This window comes from Paraburkholderia sp. RAU2J, from assembly GCF_003634845.1.
GTDB lineage: Bacteria > Pseudomonadota > Gammaproteobacteria > Burkholderiales > Burkholderiaceae > Paraburkholderia > Paraburkholderia fynbosensis.
The window spans coordinates 1,152,367-1,164,802 of the sequence record NZ_RBXG01000003.1; the positions used below are offsets into that span (position 1 = coordinate 1,152,367).

Genomic DNA, 12,436 nt, shown 5'->3' on the forward strand with positions numbered 1-12,436 from the left:
TGACGTGGCGCTATTGGGCGAAATCCGTGGCGGTCGAGACGTCGAGCCAAGCGTCGAGGTTTTCCTGCAGCGCCGCAAGTTTGTTGCGCACGACGCCGACCGCGTCGGGTCCAAGAGGCAACCTCAACGGCGGCTCGTCGGCATAGACCGCCTGGATGATCGCCGCAGCCGCCTTGGTCGGATCGCCCGACTGTGTGCCGTGATAGTGCGTCATCTGCTCACGCATTTTGCCGACTGTTTCCGCATAGGCGGGTGCCGCGACTTCGCTCCATCGCAGCGAGCTACCTGCAAAATTCGTACGGAAACCGCCGGGTTCGACCAGCGTGACGCGTACGCCGAACGGCTTGAGTTCTCGCGAAAGAGACTCGGACAAGCCCTCGACTGCGTGCTTGGAAGCGCAATAGAAGCTGCAGCCAGTGATGCCGATCAACCCTGCGACCGACGACAGGTTGACGATGTGTCCGCAGCCGCGCTGGCGCAAGTGCGGCAACACTGCCCGGATGGTGTTCACGGTGCCGAAGAAATTGGTGTCGAACAGTTGCCTGGCTTCGGCGTCGGACACCTCTTCGAGCGCGCCGAACAAACCGTATCCAGCGTTATTGACGAGCACGTCGATGCGCCCGGCGCGGGCAAGCGCCTGCTCGATTGCTTGCGGGACGGCTGACGCGTCGGTCACGTCGAGCACCATCCCGTACGCCAGACCGGCGGGAGACAACTGTTCGAACGCCGCAATCTGCGATGGGTTGCGCACGGTGCCGACGACCTGGTCACCGCGCGCGAGCACTGCTTCAGCGAGGGCCCGGCCGAGACCGGACGACACGCCCGTGATTAGCCAGACAGCGGCCGATGTCGATTTGGCTGTCATCAAAATTCTCTCTAACGAAATTAAAAAATCAGTATCAGGCGACGGGGCCGGCTTCGACCATGTCGCCTAGCTCACCGCGCACATAGGCATCGATGGTGCCGGCACACGATAGCTTGTCGTCGCCGCCCGCCAGGTCCTTGTAGCGCACGACATCGCGAATGACCGGTGTGCGCACACCATCGATGCCGTGCCCGAACTCCATCACGACCTTGTCGCCGCTGATTACGCCACCCCAGCGTCCATCGGCCAGCAAATCGATAATCGCGAGGCGGCCCTCGACGACCCCTTTTCCATCGGGTGGATTTAGCAACTGTTCGCCCGTCGGGTCGAGTACGAGCGGCACAAGCCATGGCGGAACAGCCCACGCGTTTGCTGCGTGGAACCATGGGCAGAATCCGGATACCTCGCCCATGCCATAGCCGTCATTGAAGTTGCTCGCGTTGAAATTGAAGAAGCGCGCACACTGTTGCTGGAAGTCGTGGGGAAGACTCGCCCCTTTTTTGCCGCCACCGATGCTGATGACCGTGTCCGGATGGAAGTCGCCATCGGGTATGCCCCGTTCGCGCGCGGTTGCCACAATCTGGTACAGCATGCCCATCATCCCCATGATGAACATCGGCTCGCGGCGCCGTTCCAGCAGCAGATCGATGAAGCGCCGGAAGTCGGCCTGCACGAGTTCGGCGCGTGCGCGGCTTTCGATCTGGAATTTGGCGATCTCGCTGGGCATGGCGGTACCGTCGGCAATAGCGCGACGCATGCGTGCCATACGGGTGGTCTGTTCCGCGCTTTGCGGCACATCGGACATGTAGTGGATGTCGCCCGGAATGGCGATCGTTTCCGCGAACCTGGACATTCGCTCGGTGCCAGTATACGAACCGGAGGAGGGCGTCAGCAGGAACACCGGAACGCGGCGCGATGGATCGCGCATGGCGCTTGCCGCCCAACGAATGCCCTGGTCCATCAGCCGCCAGGCGAGTTCCCGGTCGACGCCGCTTTGATAGATGAACGATTGTTTTCCCGATGTGCCACTGGAACTCATCACGTAATGGCCGTGTCGGCGCAGTTCGTTGATCCAGTCGTCCATGTTCGTCACGTTGGCGTAGTTTGGTCCTTCGATCTTCTGCGCCGTAATCGTTTGCAGCCAAGCGGTCAGTCGCGCCCACTTTCCCTGTTCGATAAAGGAGTCGGGATAGCTCTTGTAGACGGCGTCCGCAAACAGCAGTGGCACCGCGTCGTGGAGGCTTGAAAGTTCGCTAACGCCCGCATCCGTTGCACGCTTGTCGAGAATGCGGATCTGTTGACGCCGCTGCGCGAACCGATCGCGCAGGGCTTGCAACTGGACGGCCGGAAGATCGTTGGGAGCGTTGCGAAAGGGGTCCGGATGATCGGTCAGTCGCAGGAGGGTGTCGAGCGCCGACATCATGCTGTCTCCTTCGCGTTATCAGTGCCCGCTTCTTCGGATATCCACTTCATAAAGCGGTGAATCGGGAACATGCCGTCATGCGGGTAGCCGCCAACGCCGTCTGAAATTGATTCGCCAAGCGTCACCATGCGCTGGACTCCGGCACACGCGAGCGCATCACGAACCTCGACGACGCGGTGAGGAGGGTAGATGCCAACGGTCTGGGTGGCCACGGTTGCAAAGCGGGTTGCATCGCGCAGGCTTTTCACCGGGATGACGTTCACCGTCTTGCAGATGGGATGAAAGTCGACCAGCTCGTCCGACCGGATCACAAGGCCCTTTCCGTCATAACCACCGAACACGCGATAAATCGGCTCCATTTCGCGTAGCACGTCGACTGCCTCGCGGATGTCGCCTGGCACCACAGGGCCTTGCCCGTCGCCATAGCGGAAGTCTTCGCCGAGTGCTGTCGCAAGGTGTTCACAATAGCGGTCGACATCGTCCTCGTCGCCTTCAATGAACTGATAACGGCTCGCATTGCACGCGTCCTGATTGAACGACTGGACATCGGCCGCGCCGGCGCGCGCAACTTCTCTAAGCAGTTCATCCGAAGCAAATGCTTCCCGGCCAATCAGCGAGATCGACACCTTCGGGTCGAAAGCGACCAGTTCGAGGCCAGGACCCGCGTAACGCATCGCGTGGCGCACGGCGCTTTCGCCGCCCCACACTACGAGCTTGTCGAAATATTGCGGGCGATACAGGATTGACTCGACGTTCTCGTCTCCGCCGCGCCAATAAGCTGCCGAAAACGACTGCGTCAGCGGATGCTCCAGGTCGATTTCGGCCATCGTGCGCAAAATGGCCGTTGCGGTAAAAAGGTCGTTGGAAGGCAGTTTCAGCAGATGCACACCTTTGGTCAGGGCGGCGCGCATCACTGTCATGGCGGCGACCATCGGGGAATTTCCGGCGAGTATGTGAACGAGGCGCGGCGGAAACGCGCGCAGGCGGCTGGGGCGTCCGCGCAACATGCGCGGCATCCAGCCGTCGATCACACTGGCGTCGCCGAGGCTGATGCGCAACTCATCTTCGATCACGCTGCGTGCGAACAGGTTCGGAATGTCCCGATAGCAGTTTTCCAGAATGCGGCGACCGAGCGGGCTCACTTCGACCATTGATTCAAGCGCCTGCTGCATCAGCGGATTCTTATCCAGATGAAGCCGCGGACCGAGTTCCACGAGAAAGTCGATAACCTGAGCAATCGGTAAATCGAACGCCGGCCCAGCCTGCATGCGAGACCAGATAAGATCGTCCAGTTCTATAGCCGGCGTGCGGAATCCCTTGCCAAGATCGCGCGAGATATGCGTGACAGCCTCGCCCGAAACGGTACGGCCGCGATAAACATGCGGCACGAGCAGATGCGCGGGGGTGCCGCCATGCAGTGATGGCGGGCTATTCTGGGCGGCGGTGTCGACATGATCCATAAGTAATCCTTCTCGATTCGGTAAGGGTGCGACGCTCGCGCCCGGGTGAATGCGCGCGTGGAAATAATCCTTATCAGCCTAGATTGACAATCATGCGATCCATGAACAGCTTCAGCGCTTTCACTTCGTCTTGAGTGAAACCGCGCAATTGCCGATCGTGCATCTCGACGATCAGAGGAAGGGTTTCGCAAATCGCGACGCGTCCAGTATCGGTCAGCACCAGGTAAACGCTACGTCTGTCCAATTCATTGCGAACGCGATGGAGAAACCCACGTCTTTCAAGAAAATCGAGCTGGCGGGTCATTGCTCCGCTGTCGGACAGCAGGATGCGATATAGCTCGGACGGCGTTCTGGCGCGGCCGTCGAACAGTGCTTTCAAGACACCCCATTGGAACGCGGATAGACCATACGCCGAGAGCTGCGCGTCTACCGCGTTGCATAACAAAATGCGTACCTGGTTCATCCGGTAGGCCACACTTTCCTCTGATCGATAGGTATGCGTGCCTTCTACAGACGGGAGTTCGCGGTCCGACGAAGCGGCCTCAAACTGAAGCTCTGACGAATTGTCCACTGGATTTCTGCCAAAAAAGTATCTGCGTTTGAAGGCAACTATATGCACGTCATTCAAAAAACGCAACGTTTTTCGTCGTGTGGTTTTCCCCATGTTGTCAACGATAGACGCGGTGCGCGACGATGCGGCGACATGTTCGGGAATGTCCAGTCTGAGGAAGGCTTGCCGGTCTCCAACGAGATGACTACGCGAATGCCTTAGACAGCGCGATCTGTTTTCAATGCTGTATGCGGTCGCGCATGCCGGGCCGCTACAAGATAAATACATTCAGGAAACCAAATGGAATGCGAAGACCGCATCAAGCTGTCGCCGTTACCGGTGGACGTAAGCGAAGTGACTGAGAAATGGCTGACGCAGGCACTTCAGACCTATTGCGAAGGTGTCGAGATCACATCGCTGAAACTGGTGGATGTCATCTACGGAACAGCAACGAAGCTGCGCGTTCACCTCGAATACAATGCGCGGGGAAATGAAGCCGGCTTGCCGCGATCTCTGATCGTCAAGGGCGGCTTTGTCCCCGAATATCGGCATCTGAATGCGTATATCTACGAGTACGAGGCGCGCTTTTTCGAGGAAGTGCAGCCTGAATTGCCGGTGCATGTTCCTCGCGCATTCTTCTCGGCGACCGATCATTCGAATGGGCAATCGATTGTCATTCTGGAAGATCTTGCGGAACGCGACGTGATGTTCTGCCGTGTACAGAGCACGTTGTCGTACGCGCAGGCTGCCGCAAACCTCGACGCGCAAGCCCGATTGCACGCGCAATACTGGGGTGCGCCCGCTCTCGCTGCAGGCGGTAAGCTTGCCTGGCTGGCGGAACAGGACCCCTTGCCGGAAGGGGAGGCCGGCACCTATCACTGGGGGCAGCTAAAAGCAGATGTATTCGCCCACTACACCCAGTTGCCGCGAGGGGCTGCGATTCCCAAGCAGTTCCATGACCGTGACTGGATGGAGCGAGCGCTGCTGAATCTGCGTTCGTTCGATCGGCTGGGCCCGATGACGTTTTTGCACGGCGATGTGCACTTGGGAAATCTGTATTTCGAGCGCGATGGCACGCCGGGTTTTCTCGATTGGCAATCGTATCGGCGCGGACCATGGGCGCACGATTTCACATACTTTCTCGTGTCCGCACTTGATATCGCCGATCGTCCAAAATGGGAACGCTCGCTGCTTACGCACTATCTCGAGCGGCTCGCCGCATATGGGGTTGCGACACCGCCGTCCTTCGACGAAGCATGGGATGCGTATCGACGGCATCTCGTTTACGGGCTCTACTTCTGGTTGGTGAATCCCGTTGAATGGCAGGCCGAGGTCAATAACTGCGCGGTCGTACCTCGTTTCGCGATGGCCGCCCTCGACCACGACGTGTTCGTTTTGATGGGTTAGCTACTAAAAAATTCTAATTGGGGGTAAACCTTGTCCGCGCTAATTGTTGCAAGCGACATGAGACTGCCGGTGACGGTCGATGGGATTTCCGCGAAGTGGCTGACCGCAGCGCTTCGGTTTCGCTATCCAGGTGTCGAGGTCACCAGCTTGATACGCGAGGACGTCTTGTCGGGAACCTCGACGAAGGTGCGTGTTCTGCTCGAGTACAACGGTACGGGAGACGACCTCGGTCTGCCGGCGCGGATGATCGTCAAGGGGGGATTTGAAGAGCACAGCCCGTTGATGAAAGATATGTACCATAACGAGATGCGTTTCTATCGCGACGTACTGCCATTCATCGATATGAACACGCCTCGGTGCTTCTATGCGGGCACCGATCCTTCTGGCTGGCAATCGATTGTCGTGATGGAGGATCTGCGAGCGAGCGGAGTCACGTTTTGTCACGCACAGCGTTCAGCAGGCTATGACGACGTCGCCGCGCGGCTTGTCGCGATGGCGCGTTATCACGCTCAAACGTGGGACAGTCCGGAATTCGCCGAAAACGGGCGATACGGGTGGGTCGGGGAGCGTTTCTCGGGGTGGTCGCTCGACTATCTGCGTCGCTATCTGGTGCCTGACGTATGGCGGCACTATGTTGAACTACCGCGTGGAGCGGCGGTCAGTCGGCTGCTTCACGACCGTGATTGGATGGACGCGGCGCTAACACACCTTGGCGAGTCGCATCGAGGCAAGCCGGTGTGTCTGATTCACGGTGACACGCACCTGGGAAATCTTTACGTGACATCAGATGGAAAGCCGGGGTTTTTTGATGCGCAGGTCAGCCGTGCGCCGTGGAGTCTCGAAGTTTCCTACCATATCTGCTCCGCGCTCGATATTGCCGACCGGCGCAAGTGGGAGCGCCCATTGCTTACGCATTACCTGACCCATCTTGCCGCAAACGGCGTGGAAACGCCTGCGTTCGAGGTGGCGTGGGAGGACTACCGGCGAGACCTGATCTACGGCTACTTCATCTTTGCCATAAACGAGACGCGCTTTCAAACGGAGGCAGTGAACACAGCTTACGCTGCGCGTTTCGGGGCGGCTTTGCTCGACCACGCAACGGTCTCGCCGGCGCAGTGATGCTCGGCTGACGGGTTCAATACAGATCCGACCGATGCTCACGGCAATAATGGAACTACTAGTTGCATTATTGGGCAACGGGGATTAAGCTAAATCTCCAATCCACAGGTGGAAAGGTCGACCGCGCGGACGAACTGCGGCGAACAGAAAGGAGGCGAGATGAACGCGACATTGGATACCGGCGTACCGGCAATGCAGGAACTCCACGTGTCGAACGAGATTCTTGACGATCGCACGGCCCTCCAGGCGGCGTGGGACCGCGATGGGTACTGGTTCTTCCGGGATGTGCTCGACACCCAAGCGGTTGGCCGGTTGCGCAGAGTATTTCTGGACGAGCTGTCGCAACTTGGCGTGATTGCCCCAGACGATCCCGTTGCTCGATACAACGGCAAGAGCCTGGAAGACTTTCCATTTCGTATGGAGTCGCTCGCGTCGCGCAAGACGTGGAAACCTTTCGTCGCCGAGCCGTCAATTCATCGTTTTTTCAGCCGCCTGCTTGCCGACGACCCGTTCTGGATTCCGACAGTCGAGTATCGAGCTACGCCCCCGGCGCAAGATCGCACCCGAGCTCGCTTCGACTACGTCCATCAAGACGGTTTCTACAACGCGGGAATTCCGTTCTCTATCTGCTGGATTCCGCTGGCCGAGATCGACCCGGAGGTCGGAGGGCTGGTTCTCGCCGAAGGGATGCACAAGGGGCCCTATTTGCACGATCTCGCGCAGCCGCCGCTTTTTCCGATTCCTGATGGCGCGGTGCCAGCGCATGCATGGCGCCGCACTACGTATCGCCCCGGCGATGTTGTCATCATGCATCTGAACACTCCACATACTGGGGTGGCAAATTACTCGGACCGCTTTCGTCTTTCGATGGACATCCGTGTGATGGCCGCGTCCGGCGACACACCGATTATCGGCAACATCACCTCGCTTACGTCTCGTGAGGTGGCGGTGCAGGGCGATCACGGCCGCAGTGGAACATTCGTGCTCGATGAAAACACGTACTGCCGGGGGATCGATGGCAGGAAGGTGCCGCTCGACGAGATTCCATCGCACTTTCATGAAGGAAATGAGGTGATTCTGGCGGCGTGTGATGGCCGGGTAACGGTGCTGCGTCCACCACACTGACAGTTCGTCGAACACTCACATCGGGTAAAGCATGCCTTTTCCAAAGATTTTCTATCAGCGTCTCGCAGGCAAGGTCGCGATCGTGACTGGCGCGGGTTCGCAAGGCAATGGTGTCGGTACCGGCAAGGCCATTGCTTGCCTTTTCGCGCGTGAAGGCGCGTCGGTCTGCCTGGTCGATCATGACGAGGATCGGGCTGCCGAAACGCTTGCAATGATCGTTGAAGCGGGGGGTAGTGGGTTCGTGTGCGCTGCCAATGTCACCGACAGCGATGCATGTGCACGCGTCGTGGCCGCTACGGTCGAGCGTTATGGCGCATTGCACATCCTGGTCAACAATGTCGGTGTGGCAGGGGCTGGCGGCCGCTTTGAGAATATTGATGAAGCCTCGTGGGATTACATTATCAACGTCAATCTCAAGAGTGCCTTTTTGATGAGCCGAGCGGCGGCACCTCATCTGGTTGCGGGAGGGCGTGGCGCAGTGGTCAACGTCAGTTCGACTGCGGGTATCCGGAGTCACGGCGCGGCGGCATACGGGTCGTCGAAGGCGGGCATGATCGCATTGACGCGTGAACTGGCCGTCGTGTACGGCCGCGATGGGCTCCGTGCCAATGCAATCGCGCCGGGACATATTTTTACCCCAATGGTCGAGAGCATGCTGGACCAGCAGGCAAAAGAGCGGCGCCGCAAGGTCGCGCCACTCGGCATCGAAGGGGACGCATGGGACGTTGCGGCTGCTGCGTTGTTCCTCGCAAGCGATGAGGCGCGCTTCATTACCGGCGTCTGTCTGCCGGTGGACGGCGGCGTGACGGAGGTTGCGGCACTCTGCGCTTACGATCTGGTGCGGCAATAGCGTCGTCGTGGAGCAGATCAAGTTCATCTTCACAATCGCGACCTCTCCGCTATCGCGGGCTGTGAAATCGATCGACATCATGCTGCGGACATCTTTCGCAAGATGCTGCAGACTCCGAGATCTGCCCCCCCGGGGGCCGCATGATCGTTCACGACAGCGATGTATTCAAGGAACACCCGCCACCGCAGATCTGGTAAACATTCTTACCTCTCTGTTAAGACATGCTGGAGCGAACGCGCCGGCGCAGTTTCTTCGTGTTCCTGATTCGCATCGGCTACATGGTTAGCCCTCGTCCGGGCCGGTGTCTCGTCTACCAGCATCTAGCTGGCAGGGAAATGTCGATTGACGCAATGTCAATGCTTCCAGATACCGCGACCAGGAGCCTGCGAATCAAGCAGTCACGCTAACGCTCGCGTCTCGCGCGCTGATGTGATCTTCGAAGCAGGCAATCCTGCTCAGATGGCCGGCTAATTCAAAGTGACCGTGATCGATGAGCGTTCAGTCGATCCTTCCTGGGGATCGCTGGCGTTAAGAGAAGGACCACGTGACGGTAAATGTTACGTTCATATTGTCAAATGTCATTCACAAAAGTATACTTCGTTCATGATGATGATTGGGTTCTCTTTCGGGAAGGGAGTCCCACGCGCGTCTTTCCGCGCTTTTAATGCGGGTTAAAAACTTTAATTGCGGAGAAATGCATCCGCGAGACCGGCAGGGAGACTTTTTGCATGACCGCAGCATTGGTAGAACAGTACGGCCCCCGCGAGTCGATGGAATACGACGTGGTGATCGTCGGCGGCGGCCCGGCTGGCCTGTCCGCGGTGATCCGCCTGAAACAGCTGGCGGCTGAGAAAGGCGTCGAGCTGGGCGTGTGCGTACTGGAAAAGGGCTCGGAGATCGGGGCGCATATCCTGTCGGGCGCGGTGATGGACCCGCGCGCGATCACCGAACTGATGCCGGACTGGAAGGAAAAAGGCGCGCCGCTGACGGTCGACGTGACCGAAGACCGCTTCCTGTTCCTGACGGAAACCGGCTCGAAAAGCGTGCCGACCTGGGCGCTGCCGGACAACTTCAAGAATCACGGCAACTACGTGATCAGCCTCGCGAACGTCACGCGCTGGCTCGGCCAGCAGGCCGAGGCGCTCGGCGTCGAGATTTTTCCGGGCTTTCCGGCGGCCGAAGTGCTGTACAACAACGACGGCTCGGTCAAGGGCGTCGCGACCGGCAACCTCGGCATCGGCAAGGACGGCGAACCGACCGAAAACTTCCAGCTCGGCATGGAACTGCATGCGAAGTACACGCTGTTCTGCGAAGGCGCGCGCGGCCACCTCGGCCGCCAGCTGAACGAGAAGTTCAAGCTGCGCGAGGGCGTCGATCCGCAGGTCTACGGCATCGGCATCAAGGAACTGTGGGAAATCGATCCCGCGAAGCACAAGCCCGGTCTGGTGATGCACACGGCCGGCTGGCCGCTCGAAAACGACACCTACGGCGGCTCGTTCCTTTACCACATGGACAACAACCAGGTCGTGGTCGGCTTCGTGGTCGGCCTCGGCTATTCGAATCCGTATCTGTCGCCGTTCGAGGAATTCCAGCGCTACAAGACGCATCCGGCGATCCGCGCGGTGCTCGAAGGCGGCAAGCGCGTGTCGTACGGCGCGCGTGCGATTACCGCCGGCGGCCTGATGTCGCTGCCGAAGCTGGTGTTCCCCGGTGGCGCGCTGGTCGGTGACGACGCGGGCTTCCTGAACGCATCGCGGATCAAGGGCTCGCATGCGGCGATCAAGACCGGCATGCTGGCCGCCGACGCCGCGTTCGATGCCGTGCAGGCTGGGCGCACCAGCGACGAACTCACGGCCTATCCGGAGAGCTTCAAGGCGTCGTGGCTGCATACGGAGCTGTACCGCGCGCGCAACTTCAAGCAGTGGATGAGCAAGGGCCTGTACCTCGGCACGCTGATGGTCGGCATCGAGCAGAAGCTGCTGGGTGGCAACGTGCCGTGGACGCTGCATCACCAGCATTCCGATCACGAGATGCTCAAGCCGGCTTCGCAGTGCACGCCGATCACGTATCCGAAGCCGGACGGCAAGCTGACGTTCGACCGTTTGTCTTCGGTGTTCATCTCGAACACGAATCACGAGGAGAACCAGCCGGCGCATCTGACGCTGAAAGATCCGTCGGTGCCGGTGAACGTGAACTGGCAGACCTATGCCGGGCCGGAGGCGCGCTATTGCCCGGCGGCGGTGTATGAGTTCGTCAAGAACGACGACGGCAGCGAGCGGCTCGTGATCAACGCGCAGAACTGCGTGCATTGCAAAACCTGCGACATCAAGGACCCGACGCAGAATATCGTGTGGGTCACGCCGGAAGGTGGTGGCGGCCCGAATTACCCGAATATGTAATCAATCTCCCAGACTGAACATCACGCTGAAGACGCAGTATGAAAATTGTCCGATCTATCGAAGAAATGCGCGCCCAGTTGCGCGGGCAAAATCGAACCGCCTTTGTACCGACGATGGGTAACCTGCACGAAGGCCACCTGTCTTTGATGCGACTCGCGCGCCAGCACGGGGATCCGGTTGTCGCAAGCATCTTTGTGAACCCGCTGCAATTCGGCCCTAACGAGGACTTCGAGAAATATCCGCGTACCCTGGAAGCCGATATTGAAAAGCTGCAAAAGGAAAATGTCTACGTGTTGTTTGCTCCGACCGTACACGATATGTATCCGCAGCCGCAAGAGTATCGCGTTCATCCGCCGCACGCCCTCGGCGATATGCTCGAAGGCGAGTTTCGCCCCGGTTTTTTTCACGGCGTGTGCACGGTTGTGATGAAACTGATGTCTTGTGTACAACCGCGCGTAGCGGTGTTCGGGAAAAAGGACTATCAGCAGTTGATGATCGTTCGCCAGATGTGCACGCAGTTCGCGTTACCAGTCGACGTCGTCGGCGCTGAGACCGTGCGCGACGTTGACGGCTTGGCATTGTCGTCGCGTAACCGGTACCTGTCGCCGGCAGAGCGCGCCGAAGCGCCTGCTCTATACCGACTACTGAATCAGATTCGTGACAAGGTGTTGAGCGGAGAGCGAGATCTGAAGTCGATCGAGTACAAGGCGTTCAGCGCACTTGCCGAACGGGGATGGGTTCCGGACTACGTGTCTATCCGCAAGCGGTCGGATCTGCAGTCGCCGGGCGCGTGTGGATCCGTCGACGAGCCTCTTGTGGTGACGGCTGCGGCGAAGCTCGGCGCAACTCGCCTGATCGACAATCTCGAAATCTGAATACGCGACACCGTTGGATGAAACCATGAGCGTTCATGCGCAAGACGTCCGTTACAGCGATCAAGCAGGGAGTTTGGGCGGTCACCTCAACGTGCCGTTTCTCGACTACCTCGGAGTGGAGTTACTACGCGCTCGTCGCCGGGCTTGGTGGAGATAGCGCTGTCCCTCGCGAAAACTCACGGTGGCTATGCACTGATGGCACATGACGGTGTGGTTATGGCGCTGCTCGGTGCGACGATGTCGAGTGCTGAATCTGCGATCGATCCACAGGGTGGAGTGCATTCATATCAGCATCGGAAACGCGAGGTCCGAGGCCTCCACACAGTATGGGATGGCGGATACCTAGAAGATCGGTGATACGTG

10 protein-coding genes are annotated in these 12,436 nt (G+C 59.1%); 6 read left to right on the plus strand and 4 right to left on the minus strand.

What is annotated here, in order from left to right; genetic code table 11:
- Window positions 1-10: 10 nt before the first annotated feature.
- The 4 genes from B0G69_RS36605 to B0G69_RS36620 all read right to left on the minus strand — a co-directional run bounded on the left by B0G69_RS36605 (window position 11) and on the right by B0G69_RS36620 (window position 4,412).
- On the minus strand, window positions 11-865 hold the full coding sequence (locus B0G69_RS36605) for an oxidoreductase (protein ID WP_121324930.1): 855 nt from the start codon (window positions 863-865) through the stop codon (window positions 11-13).
- A 34-nt stretch (window positions 866-899) separates the two neighbouring features.
- Window positions 900-2,288 carry a hypothetical protein gene (locus tag B0G69_RS36610; protein WP_241991661.1) on the minus strand — a complete coding sequence of 463 codons (1,389 nt, stop codon included), beginning with the start codon at window positions 2,286-2,288 and terminating at the stop codon, window positions 900-902.
- Window positions 2,285-3,556: an acyl-CoA reductase gene (locus tag B0G69_RS36615; RefSeq protein ID WP_241991704.1), complete on the minus strand. Its 1,272-nt coding sequence runs from the start codon at window positions 3,554-3,556 to the stop codon at window positions 2,285-2,287. Before B0G69_RS36615 ends, B0G69_RS36610 begins: the two co-directional genes overlap by 4 nt.
- Window positions 3,557-3,821: 265 nt before the next feature.
- Complete coding sequence (locus B0G69_RS36620; RefSeq protein ID WP_121324932.1) at window positions 3,822-4,412, minus strand: MarR family transcriptional regulator; 591 nt, start codon at window positions 4,410-4,412, stop codon at window positions 3,822-3,824.
- A 186-nt stretch (window positions 4,413-4,598) separates the two neighbouring features.
- On the opposite strand from B0G69_RS36620, the gene B0G69_RS36625 reads away from it, so the two are divergent.
- The 6 genes from B0G69_RS36625 to panC all read left to right on the plus strand — a co-directional run bounded on the left by B0G69_RS36625 (window position 4,599) and on the right by panC (window position 12,073).
- Window positions 4,599-5,705 carry a phosphotransferase gene (locus tag B0G69_RS36625; RefSeq protein ID WP_121324933.1) on the plus strand — a complete coding sequence of 369 codons (1,107 nt, stop codon included), beginning with the start codon at window positions 4,599-4,601 and terminating at the stop codon, window positions 5,703-5,705.
- 57 nt (window positions 5,706-5,762) lie between these two features.
- Window positions 5,763-6,824, plus strand: coding sequence for a phosphotransferase (locus B0G69_RS36630; RefSeq protein WP_121324934.1), 1,062 nt, complete (start codon window positions 5,763-5,765; stop codon window positions 6,822-6,824).
- A gap of 159 nt (window positions 6,825-6,983) precedes the next feature.
- On the plus strand, window positions 6,984-7,949 hold the full coding sequence (locus B0G69_RS36635) for a phytanoyl-CoA dioxygenase family protein (protein WP_121324935.1): 966 nt from the start codon (window positions 6,984-6,986) through the stop codon (window positions 7,947-7,949).
- A 31-nt stretch (window positions 7,950-7,980) separates the two neighbouring features.
- Complete coding sequence (locus tag B0G69_RS36640) at window positions 7,981-8,799, plus strand: SDR family NAD(P)-dependent oxidoreductase (RefSeq protein WP_121324936.1); 819 nt, start codon at window positions 7,981-7,983, stop codon at window positions 8,797-8,799.
- A gap of 728 nt (window positions 8,800-9,527) precedes the next feature.
- Window positions 9,528-11,198: an electron transfer flavoprotein-ubiquinone oxidoreductase gene (locus tag B0G69_RS36645; RefSeq protein ID WP_121324937.1), complete on the plus strand. Its 1,671-nt coding sequence runs from the start codon at window positions 9,528-9,530 to the stop codon at window positions 11,196-11,198.
- A gap of 38 nt (window positions 11,199-11,236) precedes the next feature.
- Window positions 11,237-12,073 carry a pantoate--beta-alanine ligase gene (panC, locus tag B0G69_RS36650; RefSeq protein ID WP_121324938.1) on the plus strand — a complete coding sequence of 279 codons (837 nt, stop codon included), beginning with the start codon at window positions 11,237-11,239 and terminating at the stop codon, window positions 12,071-12,073.
- Window positions 12,074-12,436 lie beyond the last annotated feature (363 nt).

Coding starts and splice junctions, on each gene's coding strand:
- B0G69_RS36645 (WP_121324937.1), top strand. CDS start 9,528: ATGACCGCAGCATTGGTAGAACAGTACGGCCCCCGCGAGTCGATGGAA.
- B0G69_RS36625 (WP_121324933.1), top strand. CDS start 4,599: ATGGAATGCGAAGACCGCATCAAGCTGTCGCCGTTACCGGTGGACGTA.
- B0G69_RS36640 (WP_121324936.1), top strand. CDS start 7,981: ATGCCTTTTCCAAAGATTTTCTATCAGCGTCTCGCAGGCAAGGTCGCG.
- B0G69_RS36615 (WP_241991704.1), bottom strand. CDS start 3,556: ATGCAGGCTGGGCCGGCGTTCGATTTACCGATTGCTCAGGTTATCGAC.
- panC (WP_121324938.1), top strand. CDS start 11,237: ATGAAAATTGTCCGATCTATCGAAGAAATGCGCGCCCAGTTGCGCGGG.
- B0G69_RS36635 (WP_121324935.1), top strand. CDS start 6,984: ATGAACGCGACATTGGATACCGGCGTACCGGCAATGCAGGAACTCCAC.
- B0G69_RS36630 (WP_121324934.1), top strand. CDS start 5,763: ATGAGACTGCCGGTGACGGTCGATGGGATTTCCGCGAAGTGGCTGACC.
- B0G69_RS36605 (WP_121324930.1), bottom strand. CDS start 865: ATGACAGCCAAATCGACATCGGCCGCTGTCTGGCTAATCACGGGCGTG.
- B0G69_RS36620 (WP_121324932.1), bottom strand. CDS start 4,412: ATGGGGAAAACCACACGACGAAAAACGTTGCGTTTTTTGAATGACGTG.
- B0G69_RS36610 (WP_241991661.1), bottom strand. CDS start 2,288: ATGATGTCGGCGCTCGACACCCTCCTGCGACTGACCGATCATCCGGAC.